The 24,943-nt window shown below is 55.6% G+C and carries 21 protein-coding genes; 8 read left to right on the top strand and 13 right to left on the bottom strand.

Annotated features, from left to right (window positions below):
• Positions 1-11: 11 nt before the first annotated feature.
• Both PUZ33_RS04875 and PUZ33_RS04870 read right to left on the bottom strand, forming a co-directional pair.
• A complete protein-coding gene (locus PUZ33_RS04875) occupies positions 12-1,277 on the bottom strand; it encodes an oligosaccharide MFS transporter (protein ID WP_023621853.1) in 1,266 nt (421 codons plus the stop codon).
• A gap of 32 nt (positions 1,278-1,309) precedes the next feature.
• On the bottom strand, positions 1,310-3,112 hold the full coding sequence (locus tag PUZ33_RS04870; protein ID WP_058680869.1) for a DUF2264 domain-containing protein: 1,803 nt from the start codon (positions 3,110-3,112) through the stop codon (positions 1,310-1,312).
• Between the two features lie 166 nt (positions 3,113-3,278).
• On the opposite strand from PUZ33_RS04870, the gene PUZ33_RS04865 reads away from it, so the two are divergent.
• Complete coding sequence (locus PUZ33_RS04865) at positions 3,279-4,118, top strand: helix-turn-helix transcriptional regulator (RefSeq protein WP_047351846.1); 840 nt, start codon at positions 3,279-3,281, stop codon at positions 4,116-4,118.
• A gap of 23 nt (positions 4,119-4,141) precedes the next feature.
• On the opposite strand, the gene PUZ33_RS04860 is transcribed toward PUZ33_RS04865, so the two are convergent.
• Genes PUZ33_RS04860 through PUZ33_RS04840 form a run of 5 tightly spaced genes read right to left on the bottom strand, consistent with a single transcriptional unit; the run spans position 4,142 to position 8,815 of the window.
• Complete coding sequence (locus tag PUZ33_RS04860) at positions 4,142-5,029, bottom strand: MurR/RpiR family transcriptional regulator (RefSeq protein WP_058660681.1); 888 nt, start codon at positions 5,027-5,029, stop codon at positions 4,142-4,144.
• A complete protein-coding gene (locus PUZ33_RS04855; protein WP_045293715.1) occupies positions 5,026-5,976 on the bottom strand; it encodes an iron-siderophore ABC transporter substrate-binding protein in 951 nt (316 codons plus the stop codon). The genes PUZ33_RS04860 and PUZ33_RS04855 overlap by 4 nt, the downstream gene beginning before the upstream one ends.
• Positions 5,977-5,985: 9 nt before the next feature.
• Entirely contained in the window at positions 5,986-7,026 is a 1,041-nt protein-coding gene (locus PUZ33_RS04850) for a FecCD family ABC transporter permease (RefSeq protein ID WP_058680868.1), read from the bottom strand.
• Positions 7,023-8,006, bottom strand: coding sequence for a FecCD family ABC transporter permease (locus tag PUZ33_RS04845; RefSeq protein WP_058680867.1), 984 nt, complete (start codon positions 8,004-8,006; stop codon positions 7,023-7,025). The genes PUZ33_RS04850 and PUZ33_RS04845 overlap by 4 nt, the downstream gene beginning before the upstream one ends.
• A complete protein-coding gene (locus PUZ33_RS04840) occupies positions 8,003-8,815 on the bottom strand; it encodes an ABC transporter ATP-binding protein (RefSeq protein WP_058680866.1) in 813 nt (270 codons plus the stop codon). Before PUZ33_RS04840 ends, PUZ33_RS04845 begins: the two co-directional genes overlap by 4 nt.
• Before the next feature lie 381 nt (positions 8,816-9,196).
• Here PUZ33_RS04840 and PUZ33_RS04835 point away from each other — a divergent pair, with 381 nt between their 5' ends.
• Positions 9,197-11,338, top strand: a complete 2,142-nt coding sequence (locus PUZ33_RS04835; protein ID WP_058680865.1) for a TonB-dependent siderophore receptor — start codon at positions 9,197-9,199, stop codon at positions 11,336-11,338.
• A gap of 59 nt (positions 11,339-11,397) precedes the next feature.
• On the opposite strand, the gene parE is transcribed toward PUZ33_RS04835, so the two are convergent.
• Genes parE through nudF form a run of 5 tightly spaced genes read right to left on the bottom strand, consistent with a single transcriptional unit; the run spans position 11,398 to position 15,806 of the window.
• The gene (gene parE, locus PUZ33_RS04830) at positions 11,398-13,290 is read right to left on the bottom strand and encodes a DNA topoisomerase IV subunit B (RefSeq protein ID WP_013098740.1); all 1,893 of its coding nucleotides are present in this window, start codon (positions 13,288-13,290) and stop codon (positions 11,398-11,400) included.
• A gap of 28 nt (positions 13,291-13,318) precedes the next feature.
• Positions 13,319-13,900, bottom strand: a complete 582-nt coding sequence (gene yqiA, locus PUZ33_RS04825) for an esterase YqiA (RefSeq protein WP_058680864.1) — start codon at positions 13,898-13,900, stop codon at positions 13,319-13,321.
• Positions 13,900-14,727 carry a 3',5'-cyclic-AMP phosphodiesterase gene (gene cpdA, locus PUZ33_RS04820; protein WP_058680863.1) on the bottom strand — a complete coding sequence of 276 codons (828 nt, stop codon included), beginning with the start codon at positions 14,725-14,727 and terminating at the stop codon, positions 13,900-13,902. Before cpdA ends, yqiA begins: the two co-directional genes overlap by 1 nt.
• A gap of 27 nt (positions 14,728-14,754) precedes the next feature.
• Positions 14,755-15,177: a DUF1249 family protein gene (locus PUZ33_RS04815; RefSeq protein ID WP_058680862.1), complete on the bottom strand. Its 423-nt coding sequence runs from the start codon at positions 15,175-15,177 to the stop codon at positions 14,755-14,757.
• Entirely contained in the window at positions 15,174-15,806 is a 633-nt protein-coding gene (nudF, locus tag PUZ33_RS04810; protein WP_058680861.1) for an ADP-ribose diphosphatase, read from the bottom strand. The genes PUZ33_RS04815 and nudF overlap by 4 nt, the downstream gene beginning before the upstream one ends.
• Before the next feature lie 203 nt (positions 15,807-16,009).
• On the opposite strand from nudF, the gene tolC reads away from it, so the two are divergent.
• The 3 genes from tolC (at position 16,010) to PUZ33_RS04795 (ending at position 19,495) form a co-directional block, all read left to right on the top strand.
• A complete protein-coding gene (gene tolC, locus PUZ33_RS04805) occupies positions 16,010-17,476 on the top strand; it encodes an outer membrane channel protein TolC (protein ID WP_045902679.1) in 1,467 nt (488 codons plus the stop codon).
• A gap of 190 nt (positions 17,477-17,666) precedes the next feature.
• Complete coding sequence (locus PUZ33_RS04800; RefSeq protein WP_013098745.1) at positions 17,667-18,332, top strand: DUF1190 family protein; 666 nt, start codon at positions 17,667-17,669, stop codon at positions 18,330-18,332.
• Positions 18,333-18,334: 2 nt separating this feature from the next.
• Positions 18,335-19,495, top strand: a complete 1,161-nt coding sequence (locus PUZ33_RS04795) for a glutathionylspermidine synthase family protein (protein WP_058680860.1) — start codon at positions 18,335-18,337, stop codon at positions 19,493-19,495.
• A gap of 83 nt (positions 19,496-19,578) precedes the next feature.
• Here the strand turns inward: PUZ33_RS04795 and ygiD are convergent, their stop codons facing one another.
• Positions 19,579-20,367, bottom strand: a complete 789-nt coding sequence (ygiD, locus tag PUZ33_RS04790) for a 4,5-DOPA dioxygenase extradiol (RefSeq protein WP_252107678.1) — start codon at positions 20,365-20,367, stop codon at positions 19,579-19,581.
• Between the two features lie 196 nt (positions 20,368-20,563).
• Between ygiD and zupT the strand changes: the two genes are divergently transcribed.
• The 3 genes from zupT to PUZ33_RS04775 all read left to right on the top strand — a co-directional run bounded on the left by zupT (position 20,564) and on the right by PUZ33_RS04775 (position 24,938).
• Complete coding sequence (zupT, locus tag PUZ33_RS04785; RefSeq protein ID WP_013098748.1) at positions 20,564-21,337, top strand: zinc transporter ZupT; 774 nt, start codon at positions 20,564-20,566, stop codon at positions 21,335-21,337.
• Between the two features lie 424 nt (positions 21,338-21,761).
• Positions 21,762-22,337, top strand: coding sequence for a fimbrial-like protein (locus PUZ33_RS04780; RefSeq protein ID WP_013098749.1), 576 nt, complete (start codon positions 21,762-21,764; stop codon positions 22,335-22,337).
• Between the two features lie 78 nt (positions 22,338-22,415).
• Positions 22,416-24,938 (top strand): fimbria/pilus outer membrane usher protein, encoded by a 2,523-nt coding sequence (locus tag PUZ33_RS04775; RefSeq protein WP_058680859.1) that lies wholly within the window; start codon positions 22,416-22,418, stop codon positions 24,936-24,938.
• Positions 24,939-24,943 lie beyond the last annotated feature (5 nt).

The raw sequence follows: 24,943 nt of genomic DNA, 5'->3' as shown, positions 1-24,943 counted from the left end.
AGTCCTTTAAATTACCGGGATGAGGGTTCTGCTGCGTTCAGCAAGCGGGTACCGCGCCATTTGCTCTGGCAGGCGGATAACGTAAAGGCAGAGATAAACGTAAAGGTCAGCGCCGTGGCTCCCATAATGATATAGGTGTGCTCAAAGCCGATGCGGTCATACAGATAGCCGGCAGGCGAAGAGACAACCACGTTGCCCACGTAGAGCATGGCCTGATAGCCCAGCAGATACATGGTGGCGTTAACGCGTTTATCGAAATGCTCAGCAATATATTTAAAGACCGATACCAGCAGCAGACATATTTCCAGGCCATACAGCGGTTTCAGTACGGAAATTAACAGATGGGAATCGCACAGGCCGGAAATAATCAGTCGCGCACCAACCACCAGCCCGACAATTAACAGCCCACGCTTGGCACCAATACTATTCACCAACAGCGGGATCACCATATACATCACAAATTCCATACCCGACTGTACGGTTCCCAGATAACCGAACACCGCGTTACCCTGGTGAATATCATCAAAGAACGTGACGAAATAGCGTGAGAACTGCTGCTCGGCAATAAACATCATCCACGCCACGCCCGCCACATACAGGCAGAACGCCCAGAACTTGCGGTTACGCAGCAGGGCATAGACATCCGCAGGGGCGATTTTCTCTTTGGTCAGCACCTCGCTGGCGTGAGCGGAGTTAGTGTTCACTTTCAGGCTCACAAGGACGATCAGCATGATGATGGATGCGACGCTGCCCAAAATAAAGTTATACGCCGGAGAGAGATTAAACAGCAGACCGGAGAACGAGGACGCCACGGCCCAGCCAAGCGATCCCCACATGCGAATTTGCCCGAACTCCATACCGTTTAAACGGCTAAAGCGGTCAGAATAGGATTCACACGCCGCCACGCCCGCGTACCAGGCAAAGCTTAAATAGAGCGCGCCAATGATGATCCCTACCAGAGTATTGGACATCAGCAGCGGCTGATAAACATAAATAAAGAACGGCGCCATCAGCGCGGACATGGCAACCACAAAATAGAGCAGGTATTTACTCATGCCGATCTTATCGAGAATATAGCCGTAGATCGGTTTAAGAATGACTGAGAAGACACCGTTGACCGCAAAGACAGTGCCAATTACCGAGCCGCTGAGATTCGCCTTTTGGCCGAGCCAGATGGCTAATAGCCCAATACTGGCGGACCAGGTAAAGAAATAGAGAAATATAAAGCTGCTGATTTTGTAATATTCGGTTCTGTTCGTTGTAGATGCACTTTTCATATCATCCTCGCCGACGTGTAGGGTCAGATTTTTTATAATGTGAACGACAGCTTTCGTTCGCCTCCGGGTTCGCGGATCGCGACCTGGTCAGGGGTCATCTTCAGTTCAGGTGCCAATGCCGCGGGGGGTTTCTCGCTGGCCACGACGGCGCAACAGAGCCAGCTCTCTCCCTGAGGGAGATCGGTTTTTAACAGCGGAATGGATGCGCATTCCGGGAACATAATGCTGCTGTTCGGCGGCGTGACGATGCTGTCTGGCTCCCGGGCAATGGCCGGGGAGAGATCGACAATCACGCTGCTGCCGTTGCTGGCCGTCAGGTAACAGCCACGCTCATGAATGTGGTGTTCGGTTTTCATCACCGCAAAACCGCCCTCCACTGCCTGAAGGGTGCGAGCGCTGTTAATGCGGTGCAGACGCACGTGCCACTCGCCAAAGGGAATTTGCCAGGTTTCGACATGGACATCATGCCAGGGTGACCAGCGTGAATAGAGGTAGTTCTCATCCACCCGCACCTCCGCGCATTCACGACGCCCGCGGAAGTAGTTATCCCCCTCCGCCAGCAGTAACATCGAGTCGCAGGCGGCATGTTTCAGGCCAAAGCGTCCCCGTTCAAGGGTGAAGCCAAAGCGGCTTGAGTACGCAAATTTGGTGTATTTGGCTTCGGTGTTGACGTAGTTATTCAGCTCAAGCTGACCGGCAGTGAGCATCGTGACGTGCTGTGAGTAATCCGCATGCATCAGGATGTGCTGCGCTGGGTGGATCACACGTTTTTCCGCCAGCGAGGGGAGCGGCTGCTCTTCTGCCTGCCAGAACGGGTGTGACTCCGGCAAGGCCAGCATCAGGTACGTTTTCAGCGCCCAGTACGGCGAGCCGGGGGCGTTATAATCCTCGCACATCACCAGGTTGGGATATGTAAAACCGAGGGTCAAAATACCGTCGCGATCGGTCATCGGCTGCCGCTGCCACCAGCGAAGATGGCGCAGCACAATGCCCTTCACGATGCCCGGCGAGAAGACATTCAGCCCGGAAAAGGCCACGGCGCTCCAGAAAGCGACCATCGCGAAGCGATAGGTGAGGCTCCGGCCAAACGGTACCGACGCGCCGTCGGCGGCAGACCAGTAAATAAAATCTTCGGCGAACTGACGGGCACGCTCACGTAACACCTCCGCCCTTTTTTCATCACCGCTGAGGGTGGCATAAATCAGGCCGTAGAAGTGGAACGCCATTGAGATGTAGTAATCCTTCGGGCGGCCCGGACCGTCAGAATACCAGCCGTCACCCAGATAATACGCCTCCATCATCGCAAACCGACGGTCGATGGCGCGCGGATCATACGGCAGCCCGGCACATTTGAAACCAAGCTGCACCATAATTGCAAAGTAGTTCCAGTTGCTGTCCGGCATCTGCGCATCGGTGATCTGGTTGAGCCACGTGTGCAGGTTCATTACCTCACGTTCGCTGAAGCGGCGGGTGAGCTTATCCCCCAGCAGCGCCAGCCCCAGGCCGTAAGCCGCCATCTCCACCAGACGCTGGTCGTACGGGCCGGTTTCCCCCCAATAGCCCGGGCTCTGCGGATCGGTGCCGAGCTTAATGGCGGTCAGGAACTTCTCACTAAACGGCTCGTCCCCGCCGCCCGCCATCAGCGGAAACAGCCCCCACAGCGCACGGGATAGCCCTTCCATCTGCGCAATCTCCGTGGGGTAGTGCGCACAGGTTTCTCCCAGCGAGAACCGGGAACAATCCTGCGGAAAGGACTTATCCAGCGCGCCCAGCAGGTCATGTAACGACGCCACTACCTCCTGGCGCGAAGACAATGGATTTGATTTTTTAGACATACGCTCGCCCTCGTCATCAACTGCGACGAAGGATAGTGAATCCGCAAGGGGGATAAATGTTAGCCACGTCACAGCCGTGAAGGCTAAATAAACCTCCAGTTGAGAAAATTTAAAAAGGTGGTTTATAACGAGAAGATAACGGCAGAAAATTGAGTTTTATTGCACTATGCGCGACACGCCCACCTCCGACCGGCTGGAACTGATCACCTTAAATGACACCGTCGTGTCATTCAGCCGTCTGTTTGCCAATACCGTGCGTTACCATCACTGGCATCAGTGTCTGGAGATTCTGTATGTAGAAGAAGGATTTGGCGTCGCCATTGTCGATAACCGTCACTACACCATGCGCCCCGGGCGGCTGTTTTTCTTTCCGCCGTTTACCCTGCATAAAGTGAGGGTGGATGAGCAGGCAGAAGCGATTTACCGACGTACCATTATTCATCTCGACCCTCACGCGGTGCTCACAGCCCTGCGCGATTTTCCCCACACGCAGCAGCGGCTGCAGAAACTTTCCGCCCGCGGCGCCGGAGCGTGGGTCGCCGATCTGGCGCACTGTCATCACCATGTCGATCATCTGCTCGGCTGTTACCCGTCGCCTTTAACCCGCGAGGGAATAGCCGCGCTGTTGATTGGATTATTCGCCATGCTCCCGGACGATAATGCCAGTGCGCCGGGCAGCAGCCTTGGGCTCGCCAGCCAGGTGATGTTCTGGCTGGACGAACATTACCAGGAGAAATTTCGCCTGGATGCACTGGCAGAAACGCTGGGGAAATCCCGCAGCTACGTATCGCGAAAATTCCATGCGGAAACGGGCGAGAAGATCCATGATTACCTGAATACGCTAAGGCTGCGCAAGGCCTGCGAGCGCCTGCTGCACAGCGAGGCGAGCGTACGCGAGATTGCCACCCAGGTGGGATTTTCCGACGTGACGTGGTTTATCAGCGCGTTTAAGAAGGGAATTGGCGAGACGCCGTTGCAGTACCGGAAGAACCATGCTGACCGATGAACGGCGTGAGCGCCCGGCATGCTTTAACCGCTCTTCTTCCCTGGCTTTAACCCACGATGAAACTCGTTGATGCGCTTCATGGATTTGATGGTGCGCTGCGGCTCGGTGGAGGCGACGGACAAAATAATCATCTCCAGGCACAGCAGCACCGTACCGTGCAGCGGGATTTTGCCCTTTTCTCCGCCGCGCGGCACATGGATCACCACGCTGGCCTCTTTGCTGAAACGTGAGTCCAGAGCGTTGGTCAGCAAAATCGTCGGGATCCCCAGACGTTTGGCTTCCCGCAACGTGGTTTGTCCTTCCCGGTGTGCAGATTTTTGCGCCATCATCACCAGCACATCGCCGCGCTGGAGCGCAATCAACTGTTCGGCAAGGCCTATCCCGGTGCGGTTGAGCGGCATAGCGGGGAGCCCCATCCGGCTGAATAATCTGGCGGTGTACTCGGCCAGAATGCCGGAGGCACCAATGCCGAAGATCGCCACCTGCCTGGCCTGTGCCAGCAGCGACACCGCCTGCGCCATCGCATAACGGTTGTGCGGTTGCGACAAGACCTCACAGGTGTGCTGATGCCCTTCCAGCACAAAATCGATGCTCGCGTTAACGTCGCTGGTGAGCGTGTTAACCGTCGAGGAGATTTTTTCGCTGGATGTCACCACCGGACCAAACCACTGCTCCAGCGTCTGCTTCAGATCGCGCAGCCCGGCAAAACCCAGCGCCTGGATCGCGCGGACCACGGTGGCGTCCGAGGTTTTTAGCAGCGTGGCGATCTCCATTGCCGTCTGCTCCATCACCGCTTCCCGGTTCTCGTTGATGTAGCGCGCCACCTGCAGCAGACGCGGCGTCAGGTGATGCGCACGTGCGCGAAAGCGCTCCCCGTAAATATCCACGCGCCCTTTCTCTTTACGGATCACGGTGATACCTCCGGCAATGGCCGCCCGGCAATCTGCGACTGTACCTGCGCGGCCATCAGCCCTAAAGAGGCGAAGGAGTTCGAAATGGCCTCTTCGCGTGAAATCAGCACGTAGTGGCCGGTCCGACAGGCGTTCAGGAACTGGCACCAGCCCGGCATCACCGCCTCCATCGCCGCCAGCTCGTCCTGCGGTTTACCCCCGGTGTCGCCGCGCCAGGTGGCAAAGACAAAATCGGCGTCCAGCTCCGGCAGACGTTCGGCGCTGACGTCAATCCGTCCCCCTTCCGGGATACTCTCAATCAGCGGCGGGAAGGTAAATCCGGCGTCACGCAGCACGCGGCCTAAAGAGTGATAGCTGTGCATGGCATTGATTTTTCCCTGGTTAGCCTGAATCACCGACACGGTGATTTTGCGCGTATCGATGGTCGCCTTCAGCGCCTTGATTTGCTCCTGATAGCGGCGCTCCAGGATTTTCAGCCGCGCCTGCGTACCGGTGAGCTGCGCCAGCTTGCGGTAGATCTCCGGTGCACCGCCGTCGAGATGGTCGATACTCACCGTCGGGGCAATCTTTTCCAGCTGTTCCACCGGCGTGTTGCGGGTCGGCTCAGTGATGATCAGATCGGGTTTGGCGGCGGCAATGGCTTCAATGTCGATATCCGCCGTGCCGATGAATTTGATGTCGGAATTATCGAAATCCACCCCCGTCAGCATGCCGCTGGCGCGCAGAAAATGGCTGCCGTCCGGGCGCGTGCGGCCGTGGCTGGCGACGGGCGGTACGCCAAGCTCAATCAGTGGAATGGTGATATCCAGGTCGTGCAGCGAGACGATCCGCTTCGGGTGAAGCGGCACCTCCACCTTACGCCCCAGATCGTCAGTGAACGTCTGCGTCGGCTCCGCCGCACCCACCGCAAACCCTATCAGCAACAGCATCGAAACAAGTACGCGCATCTTAGTCCTCTAAAATCTGTCCCGACGCTGCCAGAGCAGCAGCAGGAAAAACGGTCCGCCAATCAGTGAAATCACAATCCCCGCCGGTAACTGCAACGGCAGGAATGCCAGCCGCCCGACGGTATCCGCCAGCAGCACCAGCAGCGCCCCCAGCACGGCACTGCCCATCAACAACGCGGTTTGCCCACCGCGCATCACCAGACGCGCCATATGCGGCGCAATCAGCCCCACAAAACCAATACTCCCCACGCAGGAGACACAGGCCGCCGTGAACACCACCGGCGCGAGAACGCGCAGTAGCGCTAATCGTGCGGTGCGAACCCCGAGCCCCGTTGCGGCGTGGTTACCCAGCAATGCCACGTCAGCCGCGCGGGCAGTAAAGAGCAGCAGCGCAAACGCCGGGGCCGCCCAGGCTGCGGCGATACCGACCAGCGTCCAGTTTGCCGCGTGCAGGCTCCCCGCCAGCCACAGCATCGCCGTCTGCACATCGCGCACGTCGGCGGTGGTCATAAAGATCCCCATTGCCGCAGAGAAAGCCCATGACACGCCAATCCCAATCAGAATAAAACGCGGACGCGAGATATCGCGGGCCAGCGCCACCACCAGCAGCGCGGTAATGAGACCACCGGCCATCCCGACCAGCGGACGCCAGGCCAGCCCCAGCGCCGGGAACTGAAAAATCAGCAGCAGCACCGCCGCGCTGCAGCCTTCTTTCACGCCAATAAGCCCCGGATCGGCCAGGCCATTGCGGGTGATGGACTGCATCGCCGCCCCCGCCATGCCCAGCATCGCGCCGCTTAAAATGGCCATCAGCAGCCGTGGCAGGCGGATATCCATCACGATATAGCGCGCATCCGCCTCCAGGGGTTCTCCGGAGAACAGCGCGCGCCCGATGGCGGAAGTGGGAATGGGAAGCGAACCGTGCGTCAGGCCAAACCCCAGCAGGAGAATGCCCATTAGAGCGATAAGCGTAACGCGCGCCACTGCCGCCGGGCGTACCTGCCCGGAAAACGGCCCGACACGCCATGCACGCAGTCCGGCCCGGCTCATTTGAACATCCTTGATGCCATCAGGATAAAGAGAGGAGCACCCACCAGCGCGGTCATGATCCCGGTCGCCAGCTCATACGGCGTAAACAGCGTACGGGCCGCGATATCCGCCAGCAGTAACACCAGTGCCCCGCACAGGGCAGAAAGCGGCACCATCACGCGTAAGTCCACCGACACCAGACGGCGGATAAGCTGCGGCACGACCAGGCCAATAAAACCAATCGGCCCGGCAATGGAGACGGCTGCGCCGCAAAGCAGCGCAATCGCCAGCAGAGCCAAAAGGCGAGTTTTGAGCAGCGACACGCCCAGCCCCTGCGCCATCTGGTCGCCCAGGGCCAGCATATTGAGCGATGGCGACAGCCAGAGCGCCAGAGCGACCCCCACAGCGGCAACCCAGGATGCGCTGCGAACGATTTCCGCGTTAAGCCCGGCAAGATCTCCCGCCAGCCAGGTGCGCATGGCAAGCAGCGTCTGTTCATCCAGAATCAGCACCGTGGCGGTAATCGACGACGCAAACGCCGACATCGCCACGCCGCATAAGGTAATTTTCATTGGCGTGAGGCCGGTTCGCCCTGAAGAGGAGAACGTCAACACCAGCATAAACAGCGCGGCGGCACCCACAGCGGCAATCAGCGGGCGGCCAAACGGCAAGGTAAACCCGAGCGCGCTGGTCAGCACCACGGCCAGCGCCGCCCCCGCGTTAAGCCCCAGAATATGCGGCTCGCCCAGCGGGTTACGGATCACCGACTGTAACAACACGCCCGCCACGCCCAGCGCCGCCCCGGTGACCATGGCGGCAGCCAGCCGTATCAGGCGTAATCTGACAATCACGTTGTGATCGAAATTGCGCGGGTCGAAATGAAGCAAGGCCTGCACCACCGTCTGGGGAGCAATGACACGCGCACCGATACCCAGGTGGGCAATCGCGCCCATCACCAGCAGCAAGGCAAACAGCAGGAAAGCCAGTGACGTTCGCATCATAATTTTTCCGCCGCCTGGCGGAATGGCATAAAGAACGGCTTACCGGTCAGGGGATTAACCGACATATGGACATCGACATCAAACACCGCTTTGATGAGTTCCGGCGTGCAGACGTCGCCTTCATGCAATACCCCCTCGACTTTGCCCTGGCGTAAAAAGACCAGGGAATCGCCATAGTTAACGGCGAAGTTGAGATCGTGGAGCACCACCACCACCGTACGGTCATGCTGGCGGGTCAGGGTATGCAGCAGCTCGAGGATCTCCACCTGATAGCGAAGATCGAGAAAGGTTGTCGGTTCATCCAGCAGGATATAGGGCGTTTGCTGGGCCAGGGCCATTGCGATCCAGCAGCGCTGGCGCTGGCCGCCGGAGAGGCTTTCGACGGGCTGATGTGCAAACTCTGCCGTACCGGTCAGGTGCAGAGCCTCTTCAACGGCCTGCTCGTCTTCATCGCTCCACTGGCGCATAAAATTTTGCCAGGGAAAACGGCCGCGTGATACCAGCTCAAACACGGTCAGCCCTTCCGGCAGCAGCGGAGATTGCGGCAGGATCCCCAGCTGGCGGGCTACCGCTCTGGTTGGTTGCTCGTGAATGGCTTTGCCATCAAGCAGTGCGGCCCCGCCAAGCGGTTGCAGCAGACGCGCGATAGTGCTCAGCAGCGTGGATTTTCCACAGCCGTTCGCCCCTACCAGCACGGTCATTTTCTGCCGGGGGATCGCAAGGGAGATATCATCGACGATGATTTTTTTCTGGTAGCCCGCGGAGAGGTTCTCCAGAACCAGCCCCGGTTTATGGGTGTTGTGCGCCACGTGAATGCCAACTTAATAAAAATCGAACAAATAAAAATAAAACTCATTCTCTTTTGAGAGTTTGCCGCTGCGCCATGTAGTAGTCAAGGGGATAAACACCCTGATAAAGCCAGGGTTAAATAACAGGTACTACAGCGGCGGTTTTAGTTTTTATTTTAGCGTTTTCAATGAATTATATGGAATCTACTTATATCAGGACGGGAGGTTTCAGGCTGTAGCCGATTTTTGCTTTTTTCCATTTACTACTACATTGCCGCATGATTGAATGATTCTCAATTACATGTTCGATGCCACGCGGCTAACGAGCAGACAATTAAGGGCAATGACTCATACATTCTTCCGCGCCCTTCATGCGCGGGATCTTTTGGGAAAACAGATGTAATGGCTACGTTCACACCTTCTCTCTCTGGGGTAAAAGGGCGCGCGCTCTTTTCACTGCTGTTTATGGCACCGCTGGTGCAGGCAGCCGACACCGCAACGGCTAACGACGGCGAAACGCTGACCGTCACCGCCGATCCCCATGCCGTGGCTGAGGCCACAAACGGCTATCAGCCGCTTAACACCTCTACCGCCACGCTAACCAACATGCCAATGCTGGATATTCCGCAGGTGGTGAATACCGTCAGTGATAAAGTGCTGGAAGATCAACACGCTACTTCGCTTGATGAAGCCCTTTATAACGTCAGCAACGTGGTGCAGACCAACACCCTGGGCGGTACGCAGGATGCGTTTGTGCGCCGGGGATTTGGCGCGAACCGCGACGGGTCAATAATGACCAACGGTCTGCGCACCGTGCTGCCGCGCAGCTTTAATGCCGCGACCGAGCGCGTGGAGGTGCTGAAAGGGCCGGCCTCAACGCTGTATGGCATTCTCGATCCTGGCGGCCTGATCAACGTGGTTACCAAACGCCCGGAAACCCGCTTCGGCGGCTCAATTTCCGCTACCTCCTCAAGCTTTGGCGGCGGCACCGGGCAGATTGATGTCACCGGCCCGATTGACGGCACACGGCTGGCGTATCGCCTGACGGGCGAGTATCAGGATGAAGATTACTGGCGTAATTTTGGCAACGAGCGCAGCACCTTTATCGCCCCGTCGTTGACCTGGTTTGGTGATGATGCCACCGTGACCGTGCTCTATTCACATCGCGACTATAAGACGCCGTTCGATCGAGGAACCATTTTCGATCTCAGCACCAAACAACCGGTAAACGTAGATCGTAAAACCCGCTTTGACGAGCCGTTTAACGTTACCGACGGGCAGTCCGATCTGGCGCAGCTTAACGCCGAATACCGTCTTAACAGCCAGTGGACCGCGAAGTTTGACTACAGCTTTAGCCAGGATAAATACAGCGATAACCAGGCGCGCGTGATGGCCTATGACGCCAAAACGGGTAACCTGACCCGCCGCGTGGATGCAACCCAGGGCTCGACTCAGCGTATGCACAGTACGCGTGCGGATCTGCAGGGGAACGTGGATATCGCGGGCTTTTACAATGAGATCCTGACCGGTGTGTCGTATGAGAATTACGATCTGCTGCGTACGGACATGATGCGCTGTAAGAACGTTAAAGATTTCAACATCTACCATCCGACCTACGGCAATCTCAGCAAATGCACCACCGTCTCCGCCGCTGATAGCGACCAGACGCTCAAACAGGAAAGCTACTCCGCCTACGCGCAGGACGCCCTGTATCTCACCGATAAATGGATTGCCGTTGCCGGGCTGCGTTACCAGTATTACACCCAGTATGCGGGCAAGGGCCGCCCGTTCAATGTGAATACCGACAGCCGCGACGAACAGTGGACGCCGAAGCTGGGGCTGGTCTACAAGCTCACGCCATCCGTCTCGCTGTTTGCTAACTATTCCCAGACGTTTATGCCGCAATCATCCATTGCGAGCTACATTGGTGACCTGCCGCCGGAAACGTCTAATGCTTACGAAGTGGGGGCTAAATTTGACCTGTTCGATGGCATTACCGCCAACATTGCGCTGTTTGATATTCACAAGCGCAACGTGCTGTACAACGAAAGCGTGGGGGGTGAAACCATCGCCAAAACCGCTGGCCGCGTACGCTCGCAGGGTGTGGAGGTGGATCTTGCCGGATCGCTGACTGAGAATACCAATATTATCGCCAGCTACGGCTACACCGATGCCAAAGTGCTGGAGGATCCAGACTACGCGGGTAAGCCCCTGCCGAACGTGCCGCGTCATACCGGTTCCCTGTTCCTGACTTACGACATTCATAACGCGATCGGCGGGAATACCCTGACGCTTGGCGGCGGTGGGCACGGCGTGAGCCGTCGTTCAGCGACCAACGGTGCGGATTATTATTTGCCGGGATACTTTGTTGCCGATGCCTTTGTGGCCTACAAAATGAAGCTGCAGTATCCGGTGACGCTGCAGGTGAACGTGAAGAACCTGTTTGATAAAACCTACTACACCTCGTCCATTGCGACCAACAACCTGGGCAACCAGATTGGCGACCCGCGCGAAGTGCAGTTTACGGTGAAGATGGCGTTTTGATGTAAAAAAGCCCGGTGGCGCTAGCGCTTACCGGGCCTACGATTGCTATGGCTGAGGCATCAGGCCTCAATATCCGCCATATCGCCTTTCTCCTGCAGCCAGTTGCGTCGGTCTTCTGAACGTTTTTTGGCCAGCAGCATATCCATCATGGCGTTGGTTTGCTGTTCATCTTCATCGCTGATGGTCAGTTGAACCAGACGACGAGTGTTAGGATCCAGCGTGGTTTCGCGCAGTTGCATTGGGTTCATCTCGCCCAGCCCTTTAAAGCGCTGAACGTTTGGTTTGCCCTTCTTGCGCTTGAGCTGCTCCAGCACACCCGCTTTCTCTTCTTCCGTCAGCGCGTAGTACACCTCTTTGCCGAGATCGATACGGTAGAGCGGCGGCAGCGCGACGTAGACGTGGCCGTTTTTCACCAGCGTGCGGAAGTGCTTCACGAAGAGTGCGCACAACAGCGTGGCGATGTGCAGACCATCGGAGTCCGCATCCGCGAGGATACAGATCTTGCCGTAGCGCAGTTGGCTAAGATCTTCGCTGTCCGGATCGATACCGATCGCAACAGAGATATCATGCACTTCCTGCGAGGCCAGCACTTCATCAGACGAGACTTCCCAGGTATTCAGGATTTTACCTTTAAGCGGCATGATCGCCTGGTATTCACGGTCGCGCGCCTGCTTGGCCGATCCGCCTGCCGAGTCCCCTTCCACCAGGAACAGCTCGGTACGGTTAAGATCCTGCGCGGTACAGTCCGCCAGCTTGCCCGGCAACGCAGGACCGCTGGTGAGCTTTTTACGCACCACTTTCTTCGCCGCACGCAGACGACGCTGCGCGCTGGAGATCGCCATTTCCGCCAGCATCTCTGCAGCCTGAACGTTCTGGTTCAGCCACAGGGTGAAGGCATCTTTGACCACGCCGGAAACAAAGGCCGCGCACTGACGCGAGGAGAGACGCTCTTTAGTTTGCCCGGCAAACTGCGGATCCTGCATCTTCACGGAAAGCACGTAGGCGCAGCGATCCCAGATATCTTCCGCCGACAGCTTCACGCCGCGCGGCAGAATGTTGCGGTATTCGCAGAATTCACGCATCGCATCCAGCAGCCCCTGACGCAGCCCGTTAACGTGCGTACCGCCGAGCATGGTTGGGATCAGGTTGACGTAACTTTCGGTCAGCAGCTCACCGCCTTCCGGCAGCCACAGCAGCGCCCAGTCCACCGCTTCGGTGTCACCAGTGAAATTACCGACGAACGGTTTTTCCGGCAGCGTCGGCAGGCCGTTTACCGCTTCGCACAGGTAGTCGTTCAGGCCGTCGGCATAGCACCAGCTCTGCTCGGTATTGTTGACGTTATCTTTAAACGTGATTTCCACGCCAGGGCACAGCACCGCTTTGGCTTTCAGCAGGTGCGTCAGGCGAGAAACGGAGAAACGTGGGCTGTCGAAGAAGCTTTCGTCAGGCCAGAAGTGGACGCTGGTGCCGGTGTTGCGTTTACCGCACGTGCCGACAACCTGCAGATCCTGCACTTTCTCGCCGTTTTCAAACGCGATGTTATACACCTGGCCGTCGCGGCGAACGTTTACTTCCACGCGCTTAGACAGGGCGTTAACCACGGAGATCCCCACGCCGTGCAAACCACCGGAGAACTGGTAGTTCTTGTTGGAGAACTTACCGCCCGCATGCAGTCGGCAGAGGATCAGCTCAACGGCCGGTACGCCCTCTTCCGGGTGGATATCCACCGGCATGCCGCGACCGTCGTCGATAACTTCCAGCGACTGATCGGCATGCAGGATAACGTCGACGCGTTTGGCATGGCCTGCCAGCGCTTCGTCGACACTGTTATCAATAACTTCCTGGCCCAGATGGTTTGGGCGCGTCGTATCGGTGTACATCCCCGGGCGGCGGCGAACCGGCTCAAGCCCGGTGAGTACCTCAATGGCATCAGCGTTATAGGTTTGCGTCATGATTTAAACTAGCAATTCGCATTGATTGTCAGAGGCTGTGCAGTCCAAGAAAATCGACAATCTGGGTGAAATGATCTTCAAAGCCCGTGAAAGCATGGTTTCCGCCCTCTTCTATAGTCTGGCGGCAGGAGGCGTAATACGCCACTGCCTGGCGGTAATCCAGCACTTCATCACCCGTTTGTTGCAGCAGCCAGATCAGGTCCGGTGCTTCAAGCGGGTCGACCTGCATAACTTTGAGATCGTAAATATGGCGTGACTCTAGCACATATTGTTGGCCGGTGTAGGGGTTCTCGTTTTCGCCAAGAAAGTCCCGCAGCAGCTCAAACGGTCGAATCGCCGGGTTAACCACAACGGCGGGCAGCATAAAGCATTGCGAGAGCCATGTGGCGTAATACCCTCCCAGCGAGGAACCCACCACGCCGAAAGATTCGCCGCCGTGTTCCAGAACAATGGATTCCAGCATCTCCGCCGCCTCTGCCGGATAAGGCGGCAGCTGCGGGATAATCATCTCAACGTGCGGATGATGCTCGCTCAGCCACTGGCGTAACTGTGTCGCTTTGGCAGATCGCGGCGAGCTGTTGAACCCATGCAGGTAGAGGAGCGTAGACATCAATAGCCTTCTGAAGCGGTATCGGGGCGGAATTGCGCGCCTGCCAGACGGCAGACTTCCGTGGTCAGTGAACCATCCGCATGCAGTTCCAGCCAGCGCCAGCCCGGCGCGATGGTATCCAGGGTAAAGTTCGCGCAGTGCGGCTTAAACTGAACGCAGGTCGACGGCGTCGCCAGCAGACGGCGGCCATTCCAGTCGAGATCCTGTTCCTGATGAATGTGTCCGCACAGCAGATTCTTCACGCGCGGGAATTTCACCAGCACGCTATCCAGGGCGGCAGAATTGCGCAGGCTGTGTTGATCGAGCCAGCTACAGCCCGCCGGAAGCGGATGATGATGAAGCAAAAGCAGCGTATGTCGCGCCGGTTCGGCGGCCAGTTTGGTCTCCAGCCAGTCGAGCTGAAACTCGCTTAACTCACCGTGCGGGACGCCAAACACCTGGCTGTCGAGCAGCAGGATCTGCCACTGCTCACCGGCAAACACACACTTCGCCGAAGAGATCCCCGCCTCCTGAAGAGAGCTGTACATCGCAGGCTGAAAGTCGTGGTTGCCCGGAAGCCAGACGCACGGCACGCTAAAGCTCGCGATGCCTTCAGCAAAATGCTGGTAGGCCGCGGAGGATTGATCCTGCGCCAGATCGCCCGTTGCAACGATCAGATCGCAGGCACGATTTTCAGCGTGAATAGCGCTAAGTACAGCCTGATAACTCTCCCAGGTGTTCACCCCCAGCAGCGTTTCATGCTTTTCGGCAAAAAGGTGAGTATCGGTGATTTGTAATATCCTGACTGGTGCCCCACCAGCAACAGTCAGGTTCAACAGGCTTTCCAAATGGTGTCCTTAGGTAGGTTTATGACGCTAACAAACCGGAATCGCCATTGCTCCATGTGCTAAACAATATCTTAGCCAGTCGGCTAAAAACTGGTTAATTTGATGCTTTTCGTCGCGTTGATGCAACTTTTTATTCGGGTAATCATACCGCGCTTTAAAACGAAAGATCTGCTGACTTGAACACACTTCAGCGACCATCGCGTCGTGGTAGAGCCGCACCGTCATTGACGGCAGGCTCCAGTAGCTAATGCTGGGTGCCGTTTGTTCGATTTCCACCAGCGTAGTGTAGCGCGTTGATTCTGTTATCGTTAATCGATACTGCGCGTTGCTCACCTGATAGCTTACCGTTTCGCCGGGTACGTCGTTTCTCGGCAGCAGGCGGCGCAATTGTGCGAAATTGGTTTCGCACAGGCGCATCATTTCTGGGAAGTCAGGTGTATAACGCTTCATTTTTTCCACTCGTTTCGTAATGTCTGATAATGCAGTTGCAGCCATTGCAGGGCGATGACAGACGCTGCGTTGTCGATTTTCCCCTCTTCTACCCACTGGTAAGCCTGCTCCCGACTCACCACATGAACCCGAATATCTTCGTTTTCATCTGCCAGACCGTGGATCCCATCCGCGGTCGTGGCGTCCACTTCGCCCACCATGATGGACAAGCGCTCGCTGGTGCCTCCCGGACTGGCCAGATAGCTGAGCACCGGTTTTGTGCGGCCAACGATCAGCCCCGCCTCTTCCAGCGCCTCGCGGCGGGCAACGTCTTCAACCGACTCGCCCTCTTCGATCATGCCGGCGACCATCTCCAGCAACCACGGGCTTTCACTGACGTCATACGCCGCAATGCGAATCTGCTCAACCAGTACGACTTCATCACGCACTGGGTCAAAGGGTAGCAAGACTGCTGCATGCCCGCGCTCAAAAATTTCGCGCCTGATTTCGCCGCTCATCTCACCGTGAAACAGGCGATGCCTGAAACGGTAAAGTTCCATTGAAAAAAAACCGCTATAAAGCGTTTCTCGTGCAATAATTTCTACATCGTTTTTGGCGAATGTCACGGGCAACTTATCTGGTTTTTGCATGAGTCGAGTCCTGGTAGCAATGGTGATGAAATTATGAATTTCAAGGCTGTTTGGCTGCCGTTTGTAAGGCTATATGGTAGATTGGTGCAAATTAACGCCACATGGCACATTACGCCAACCTTTTGGTGTGGATGATTCTGTTAGAATCGGCAATTATTTTTAATTAGATCAGCGCTAATACTGCTTCACAACAAGGAATGCAAATGAAGAAATTGCTCCCCATCCTTATCGGCCTGAGCCTGACGGGCTTCAGTGCAATGAGCCAGGCGGAAAACCTGTTACAGGTCTACCAGCAGGCACGTCTGGGCAACCCTGATTTACGTAAATCAGCGGCCGATCGTGATGCTGCGTTTGAAAAGATTAACGAAGCGCGTAGTCCACTGCTGCCGCAGTTAGGTTTAGGTGCAGATTATACCTACAGCAACGGTTTCCGCGACGCTAACGGCGTTAACTCCAATGCTACCAGCGCCTCACTGCAATTAACACAGACGCTGTTTGATATGTCCAAATGGCGCGCCCTGACCCTGCAGGAAAAGAGCGCGGGTATCCAGGATGTGACCTATCAGACTGACCAGCAAACGCTGATCCTGAACACGGCGACTGCGTACTTCAACGTGCTGAGCGCGATTGACTCGCTCTCCTACACTGAAGCGCAGAAACAGGCAATTTACCGTCAGTTAGATCAAACCACCCAGCGTTTCAACGTGGGCCTGGTCGCCATCACTGACGTGCAGAACGCCCGTTCACAGTACGACAGCGTACTGGCCAACGAAGTGACCGCGCGTAACAACCTCGACAACGCGCTGGAATCTCTGCGTCAGGTCACCGGTAATTACTATCCAGAACTGGCTTCCCTGAACGTAGATAACTTCAAGACCGATAAGCCGCAGGCGGTGAATGCCCTGCTGAAAGAAGCGGAAAACCGCAACCTGACCTTACTGCAGGCGCGTTTGAGCCAGGACCTGGCCCGCGAGCAGATTCGTCAGGCGCAGGATGGCCACCTGCCAACCCTGAGCCTGAGCGCCTCCACCGGCGTGTCAGATACCAGCTACAGCGGTTCTAAAACCAACACCGCCCAGTATGACGACAGCAACCAGGGCCAGAACAAAGTCGGCCTGAGCTTCTCACTGCCGCTGTATCAGGGCGGGATGGTGAATTCTCAGGTGAAACAGGCACAGTACAACTTTGTTGGCGCAAGCGAGCAGCTGGAAAGCGCCCACCGCAACGTGGTGCAGACCGTGCGTTCGTCGTTCAACAACGTGAACGCTTCTATCAGCAGCATCAACGCGTATAAACAAGCCGTTGTGTCTGCCCAAAGCTCCCTGGATGCAATGGAAGCTGGTTACTCCGTCGGTACCCGTACCATTGTTGACGTGCTGGACGCGACCACCACGCTGTATAACGCGAAACAGCAGCTCTCCAGCGCACGTTACCAGTACCTGATTAACCAGCTGAACATCAAGCAGGCGCTGGGTACGCTGAACGAGCAGGATCTGCTGGCGCTGAACAATGCGCTGGGTAAACCGGTCTCAACCTCGCCGGACAGCGTGGCACCGGAGAACCCGGAGCAGGTTGCTGCGGTTGATAACTTCAACGCTAACAGCAGCGCGCCTGCTGCACAGCCAGCCGCTGCGCGTACCAACACCGGCAGCAATCCGTTCCGTCACTAAGAGTGTCATCAGGCCCACTGCGGCCTGATGCCTTCACCCCAGCCCTCTCCCACAGGGAGAGGGAGCATCTGAATCACATCCGAACGTAAGCCAACGTAAAGATCCCCCTGATTCCGACCCTCTTCGCTTCATTTTCAACCACTCATCCTCTATCCTGAGCGTTATAACCACTGGGTCCTGGAAGACAAATATGAAACGGACAAAATCCATAAATCACGCTTCGTTCCGCAAAAGCTGGAACGCGCGTCACCTCACTCCTGTTGCGCTGGCGGTTACCGCTGTCTTTATGCTGGCAGGCTGTGAGAAAAGCGATGAAACGGTTTCTCTGTATCAAAACGCAGAGGACTGCTCAGCCGCAACCGGTAACGCGGCAGAATGTAAGACCGCCTATAACAACGCCCTGAAAGAAGCGGAACGTACCGCACCGAAATATGCCACACGCGAAGACTGCGTGGCAGAGTTCGGTGAAGGCCAGTGTCAACAGACACCGGCTCAGGCGGGAACGGCGCCAGAAAATCAGGCGCAGGCTCAGTCCAGCGGTAGCTTCTGGATGCCACTGATGGCCGGCTATATGATGGGCCGCCTGATGGGCGGCGGTGCGGGTTACCAGCAGCAGCCGCTGTTTAGCTCGAAAAACCCGGCCAGCCCGGCCTACGGCCAATACACCGATGCCAGCGGCAAAGGCTATGGCGCAGCAACGCCTGGCCGCACCGTGACCGTACCGAAAACGGCGATGGCTCCGAAACCGGCTACCACCAGCACCATCACCCGCGGCGGGTTCGGTGAATCTGTGGCGAAACAGACCAGCATGCAGCGCAGCGCGACGGGCACGTCAACTCGCTCAATGGGCGGCTGATCATGGAACGAGTCAGTATCACCGAGCGCCCGGACTGGCGCGAAAAAGCGACCGAATACGGTTTTAACTTCCACACCATGTATGGCGAGCCGTACTGGTGTGAAGACGCTTATTACAAACTGACGCTCGCCCAGGTGGAAAAACTGGAGGCGGTGACGGCAGAGCTCCATCAGATGTGCCTGAAGGTCGTCGAGAAAGTCATCGACAGCGACGAGCTGATGGCAAAATTCCGCATTCCGAAGCACACCTGGAGCTTTGTGCGCCAGTCGTGGAAAACCAGCCAGCCCTCGCTCTATTCTCGCCTTGATCTGGCGTGGGACGGCGTGGGTGAACCTAAGCTTCTGGAAAATAACGCCGATACGCCAACCTCTCTGTATGAAGCGGCCTTCTTCCAGTGGATCTGGCTGGAAGACCAGATGAACGCCGGAAACTTGCCGGAAGAGAGCGACCAGTTCAACAGCCTGCAGGAAAAGTTGATTGAGCGTTTCGCCGAGCTGCGTGAACAGCACGGTTTCAACCTGCTGCATCTCGCCTGCTGCCGTGACACGGAAGAAGATCGTGGAACGGTTCAGTATCTGCAGGATTGTGCTGCCGAAGCGGAAGTCGCCACCGAGTTTCTCTATATAGAGGATATCGGTCTGGGTGAGAAAGGTCAGTTTACTGACCTGCAGGATCAGGTGATCAGCAACCTGTTCAAGCTCTACCCTTGGGAATATATGCTGCGTGAGATGTTCTCCACCAAGCTGGAAGACGCTGGCGTGCGCTGGCTGGAACCGGCGTGGAAGAGCATCATCTCCAACAAAGCCCTGCTGCCGATGCTGTGGGAAATGTTCCCGAACCACCCGAACCTGCTGCCGGCATACTTTGCGGAAGATGATTACCCGCAAATGGAAAAATATGTCGTGAAGCCAATCTTCTCCCGCGAGGGGGCAAACGTCTCCATTATCGAAAACGGTAAAACGCTGGAAGCGGTTGAAGGGCCTTACGGCGAAGAAGGGATGATCGTCCAGGCGTTTTATCAGCTGCCGAAATTTGGCGACAGCTATACGCTGATTGGCAGCTGGCTCATCAACGATCAGCCTGCCGGGATTGGCATCCGCGAAGATCGCGCGCTGATCACGCAGGATCTGTCACGGTTCTATCCGCACATCTTCGTCGAATAAGGCTTGCCCGGTGGCGCTACGCTTACCGGGCCTACACGCGAGATGTAGGCCGGGTAAGGCGAAGTCGCCACCCGGCATGTTTTTTACCCCACCTGCACCGACAGCATACTCAAACTTCCCATCTCAATACCGTCGACCGGGATTGTCAACGGTTCCTGACCATCCCACGCGCCCAGAACGTACAGCAGCGGCAGGAAGTGTTCCGGCGTTGGGTTAGAGAGCGAACCGCCTTCGTGATCCAGATAGTTCACCAGCGGATGCTGCTCAACCGGGCCTTGCCAGGTCAAATTGTCTTTGACGTAATCGTTAAAGGACGTTGCCCATGGGTAAGGTGTATTTTCACCGTGCCAGCGCGCCGTACGCAGGTTGTGTACCACGTTACCGCTTGCCACCAGCATAATGCCTTCATCACGAAGCGTAGCCAGCTTGCGGCCCATCTCCATGTGCCAGGCTGCCGGTTTAGTACTGTCGATACTCAACTGCACCATCGGGATGTCGGCGTCCGGGTACATTTTTATCAGCACGCCCCATGAGCCGTGGTCAAAGCCCCAGGCCTCTTTATCCAGCGCGACCGGGACAGGTGCCAGCAAATCCACCAGCTTCTGTGCCAGCTCGGGCGAGCCGGGGGCCGGATAGTGCGTGTCGTACAACGCCTGCGGGAAACCGCCAAAATCATGGATTGTTTTTGGCGCCTCCATGGCAGTTACGCCAGTGCCACGAGTGAACCAGTGTGCAGACACCACCACAATCGCCTTCGGACGCGGCAACGTCTCGCCCAGGTGACGCCATGTGCGGGTGTAGACGTTGTCTTCCAGAACGTTCATTGGGCTACCGTGGCCTAAAAACAGTGCTGGCATACGTGAAGAAGTCATGGTGATATCCTTACAGAAGGTGTCAATTTGATGGTGCTACATTACGCTTAACACGACAAAGATGAACGCAGATAAGCGTGAAGATCATCATCAGGAAATTTGAATGTAAGGAATATGTAAAACAGAGGTTCCCCTCTCGCTTTGGCCAACGTGAATTATTAGTATTAATGAGAATCATTATCACAAGGAGCATTGCATGTCCGTCCCCTTGATCCTGACCATCCTGGCGGGTGCCGCCACCTTTATCGGTGCGATCCTCGGTGTGCTTGGTCAAAAGCCGTCTAACCGCGTGCTGGCCTTTTCACTGGGATTTGCTGCCGGCATTATGCTGCTCATCTCTCTGATGGAGATGCTGCCTGCCGCACTGGGCACAGAAGGCATGTCTCCGGTACTGGGTTATGGCATGTTTGTTTTTGGTTTGCTGGGCTATTTTGCCCTCGATCGCATGCTGCCCCATGCACATCCGCAGGATTTGATGCAAAAAAGCGTCGCGCCGGTGCCGCAAAAGATTAAACGTACTGCCATCCTCCTGACGCTCGGCATCAGCCTGCACAACTTCCCGGAGGGTGTCGCGACCTATGTCACCGCCAGCAGCAATCTGGAGATGGGTCTGGGTATCGCCCTGGCGGTGGCCTTACACAATATTCCTGAAGGGCTGGCCGTTGCCGGGCCGGTTTATGCCGCCACGGGATCAAAACGCACCGCCGTGTTCTGGGCCGGGATATCGGGAATGGCAGAAATTCTCGGGGGCGTACTGGCGTGGCTGATACTGGGAAGCCTGGTTTCACCGGTGGTGATGGCCGCCATTATGGCCGCGGTTGCGGGGATTATGGTGGCGCTGTCGGTTGATGAACTGATGCCGCTGGCGAAAGAGATCGATCCTAACAACAATCCGAGTTATGGGGTGTTGTGCGGAATGTCTGTAATGGGATTAAGCCTGGTGTTGTTACAAACGGCGGGTATTGGCTGAACGGTTGCGCTTCCTTATTTGAGGGAGCGCAATTTCTTTTCATGTCAGTGAATACCAACTATCAGTATTAATGATATAAAGTCCGGCACCATACTTTCTAATCGCCATAGAATTCACTTAAGAAATATTATTTATAACTATTCCCCGTAAAATAATTACCGCTTCGTGTATTTAAAAAAACTCAAAAGATTGATGTTAATCACTATTTAAACCGAGCATTCTGGCTGTAGAGCAACAGCATTTTTCCCATTTATAACTTCAAATGATTTATTAATAGCCTCTAAATTCCCTATTTAGAAATACTCACGAGATGAATCATATTGCGACTGGTATATTTCGACCGCTTTAATGAAATAAAAGTGTTGCAATATTAATTCATTAAAATTATTGCGCCATCCACTCTTAGATAAAGGATTATATCTTCATGTTTAACAAGACTATTCTGGCAGTTGCGACAACTGCATTGCTTTCTGGTCTGTCATTTACTGCTATGGCAGCAGATAACCAGGGCTCGGGGAAGATCACGTTCACCGGTGAAGTTATCAGTGCGCCTTGCTCTATCACCCCGGGAGATGAAAATCAGACTATTGAATTAGGAGAAGTCGCGGATAGCGTGCTGAACAGCGGTAAAAACTCGCTGCCGGTTGACGTGAATATCCACCTGCAGGATTGCATTCTCTCTTCTACCACCGGACAAACCACCACCACGATCGACAAAGTGAAGGTCACCTTTGCCTCCGCAAGTACCGATTCGACCGACACCAGCCTGATGAAAAACACGCTTGACGGCAACATCGGCGGTGCAACAGGTGTGGGCGTTCGCTTGCTGGATAGCGGCAGCAATAAAGTCACGCTGGGTACGCCGATTGAAGTGTCATTCCCTACCACAAATGCCTATCAGGAACTGAACTTCAAAGCCCGCATGGAACCGGTAGCTGGCAGCCAGGCTACCCCGGGTAACGTTCAGGCCCAGGCGAACTATATCCTTGAATATAAGTAATTTAATTGCCGTCTGAAAACGTAGCCGATGAAGGACTCATCGGCTTTTATGCCTTCTTTTTAAAAGCGAAACGGATTTATGCTAAAACACTCAGCGCATCAACTCTCCCGCCTCTCTGCTTTTATAAAGTATTCGCTGAGTGCCACACTTTACTCAGCTTTATTCGTGTTGCCTGTCTCCGCGGTTGAATTCAACACAGATATGATTGACGTTGAAGACCGAAGTAATATTGATATTTCCCAGTTTGAGAAAAAAGGCCACATCGCGCCGGGTAGCTATCTCGTCCGCATTCAGGTCAATAAAAACACGTTGCCTCAATCCGCAACAATGGAGTGGATCGCAACGGAAAACGAAAGCGGTTCGCAAATTTGCGTGAATGCCGGGCAGTTATCCGCTTTCGGGCTGAGCACCGATTTTATTTCGCGGCTCCATTATTCTCAGGGCGGACGTTGCCTTGATCTTTCGGCTGTCCCGGAACTGGGCTTTTCCCTTAATAAAGGGACGATGGTGCTTTCCGTCACCGTTCCCCAGGCATGGATGAAATATCAGGCGAAGAACTGGACGCCGCCGGAATATTGGGATGAAGGCATTGCGGGTGCTTTACTTGATTATAATCTCTATGCCAGCCAGTACGATCCCCACGGGGGCGACGACAGCCAGAATATCAGCGCCTACGGCACGCTCGGGTTTAACCTCGGCGCGTGGCGTCTGCGTTCAGATTATCAGTATAACCAAAACTTTCGTCACGGTGAGTCTACAGGCAGCGACAGCAGTCTGGCACGGACCTATCTCTACCGCCCTATCCCTTCGCTGTCATCAAAAATGACGCTGGGGCAATATGATTTAAGCTCAGATATTTTTGATACCTTCCACTTTACCGGTGCATCACTGGAAAGTGATGAAAGTATGCTGCCGCCTGATTTACAAGGTTATGCACCACAAATTAACGGCATCGCGCAGACCAATGCCAAAGTGACCGTCTCCCAGTCTGGCCGCGTTCTTTATCAAACAACCGTCGCGCCGGGCCCGTTCACCATTTCAGACCTGGGTGAAACCTACCAGGGACAGCTGGATGTTGTAGTCGAAGAGGAAGATGGGCGCAAAACCACCTTCCAGGTGGGTTCATCCTCAATCCCCTTCCTGACCCGAAAAGGCCAGGTGCGCTATAAAACATCCATCGGTAAGCCCACCGCTACGGGCCATAACGACATCAATAACCCGCTTTTCTGGACAGGTGAACTCTCGTGGGGCTGGCTGAGTAATGTGTCACTGTATGGCGGCACCCTGCTGACGGCGGATGATTATCAGGCCATGACCACCGGTATCGGCTTCAACCTGGATTCGTTCGGCTCGATCTCTTTTGATGTGACGGGCGCCGAGGCCACGCTCCATCAGGGAAAAAATGAGACACAGCGTGGGTACAGCTATCGCGCCAACTACGCAAAACGTTTTGAGGCGACCGGCAGCCAGATCACCTTCGCAGGTTATCGATTCTCGGATAAAGAATATGTCTCAATGAGTGAATATCTCGCCTCCCGGGACGGAGATACCTCAACGACAAACGAAAAAGAGAGTTACGTTATCTCCTTCAACCAGTACCTTGATTCGCTGGCATTAAATACCTATCTCAACGTCACCCGTAACACCTACTGGGACAACAGCAGCAACACAAACTACTCCTTTTCGCTGAGCCGCAATTTTGATATCGGCAATTTAAGAGGTTTATCCGCATCGCTGGCGCTAAGCCGCGTGCGCTGGGATGACAGCGACGAAAACCAGGTCTATTTCGCCTTCACCCTCCCGCTGGAGCAAAGTCGTAGCATTATGTACAGCTACCAGCGATCGGGCGGCGACAGCGCGTCTCATATGGCTTCTTACTATGACGCCTCCGATCGCAACAATACGTGGAATCTCTCGGCCTCTACGACGGAAGACGATTTGCACGAAGGCGAACCGTCATTGCGCGGCGGATACCAGCACTATTCTCCTTACGGACGCCTCAATCTTTCAGGAAGCGTTCAGCCCAATCAATACCGTTCAATCAGCGCGGGCTGGAACGGCTCAATCACCGCCACGCGGCATGGCGTAGCCCTGCATGATTACAGCCCGGCCAATAACGCCCGCATGATGATCGATGCCGATGGTGTTGACAGAATTGAGGTCAACAGTTCGCGCACGCGTACTAACGCATTCGGTATTGCTGTCGTCCCCTCACTCAGCAACTACACCACCTCCACGGTGCGCGTTAACAGCAACACGCTGCCTGATGGCGTGGATATAGCAACCTCCGTTATTCGCACCACGCTGACGGAAGGTGCCATTGGTTACAGCAAGCTGAACGCCACCACGGGTTACCAGATTGTCGGCATTATTCGACAGGAAAACGGTCAGTTCCCTCCTTTGGGCGTCAGTATCGTCGACAGCGCTACGGGTAAAGAGGTCGGTCTGGTTGCCGAAGAAGGGTTCGTTTATCTCAGCGGGATTCAGGAAAACAGTACGTTACGTCTCACCTGGTCTGACAAAGCGTGTGAAATCACGCCGCCGAACCAAAGTAACCTTAACGGTGACGCTATATTTTTACCTTGTAAAACAGTGCATTAATTCAG

The sequence above is a fragment of the Enterobacter cloacae complex sp. 2022EL-00981 genome, from assembly GCF_028737495.1.
Taxonomy (GTDB): domain Bacteria; phylum Pseudomonadota; class Gammaproteobacteria; order Enterobacterales; family Enterobacteriaceae; genus Enterobacter; species Enterobacter cloacae.
The sequence above is the reverse complement of the archived record's forward strand: the minus strand, read 5'-3'. Positions and strand labels throughout refer to the sequence as shown.

What these genes read in the sequence shown, in the direction of transcription:
- PUZ33_RS04875 (WP_023621853.1), bottom strand. Translation starts at nt 1,277, where the DNA reads ATGAAAAGTGCATCTACAACGAACAGAACCGAATATTACAAAATCAGC.
- PUZ33_RS04870 (WP_058680869.1), bottom strand. Translation starts at nt 3,112, where the DNA reads ATGTCTAAAAAATCAAATCCATTGTCTTCGCGCCAGGAGGTAGTGGCG.
- PUZ33_RS04865 (WP_047351846.1), top strand. Translation starts at nt 3,279, where the DNA reads ATGCGCGACACGCCCACCTCCGACCGGCTGGAACTGATCACCTTAAAT.
- PUZ33_RS04855 (WP_045293715.1), bottom strand. Translation starts at nt 5,976, where the DNA reads ATGCGCGTACTTGTTTCGATGCTGTTGCTGATAGGGTTTGCGGTGGGT.
- PUZ33_RS04850 (WP_058680868.1), bottom strand. Translation starts at nt 7,026, where the DNA reads ATGAGCCGGGCCGGACTGCGTGCATGGCGTGTCGGGCCGTTTTCCGGG.
- PUZ33_RS04845 (WP_058680867.1), bottom strand. Translation starts at nt 8,006, where the DNA reads ATGATGCGAACGTCACTGGCTTTCCTGCTGTTTGCCTTGCTGCTGGTG.
- PUZ33_RS04835 (WP_058680865.1), top strand. Translation starts at nt 9,197, where the DNA reads ATGGCTACGTTCACACCTTCTCTCTCTGGGGTAAAAGGGCGCGCGCTC.
- parE (WP_013098740.1), bottom strand. Translation starts at nt 13,290, where the DNA reads ATGACGCAAACCTATAACGCTGATGCCATTGAGGTACTCACCGGGCTT.
- yqiA (WP_058680864.1), bottom strand. Translation starts at nt 13,900, where the DNA reads ATGTCTACGCTCCTCTACCTGCATGGGTTCAACAGCTCGCCGCGATCT.
- PUZ33_RS04815 (WP_058680862.1), bottom strand. Translation starts at nt 15,177, where the DNA reads ATGAAGCGTTATACACCTGACTTCCCAGAAATGATGCGCCTGTGCGAA.
- nudF (WP_058680861.1), bottom strand. Translation starts at nt 15,806, where the DNA reads ATGCAAAAACCAGATAAGTTGCCCGTGACATTCGCCAAAAACGATGTA.
- tolC (WP_045902679.1), top strand. Translation starts at nt 16,010, where the DNA reads ATGAAGAAATTGCTCCCCATCCTTATCGGCCTGAGCCTGACGGGCTTC.
- PUZ33_RS04800 (WP_013098745.1), top strand. Translation starts at nt 17,667, where the DNA reads ATGAAACGGACAAAATCCATAAATCACGCTTCGTTCCGCAAAAGCTGG.
- PUZ33_RS04795 (WP_058680860.1), top strand. Translation starts at nt 18,335, where the DNA reads ATGGAACGAGTCAGTATCACCGAGCGCCCGGACTGGCGCGAAAAAGCG.
- ygiD (WP_252107678.1), bottom strand. Translation starts at nt 20,367, where the DNA reads ATGACTTCTTCACGTATGCCAGCACTGTTTTTAGGCCACGGTAGCCCA.
- zupT (WP_013098748.1), top strand. Translation starts at nt 20,564, where the DNA reads ATGTCCGTCCCCTTGATCCTGACCATCCTGGCGGGTGCCGCCACCTTT.
- PUZ33_RS04780 (WP_013098749.1), top strand. Translation starts at nt 21,762, where the DNA reads ATGTTTAACAAGACTATTCTGGCAGTTGCGACAACTGCATTGCTTTCT.
- PUZ33_RS04775 (WP_058680859.1), top strand. Translation starts at nt 22,416, where the DNA reads ATGCTAAAACACTCAGCGCATCAACTCTCCCGCCTCTCTGCTTTTATA.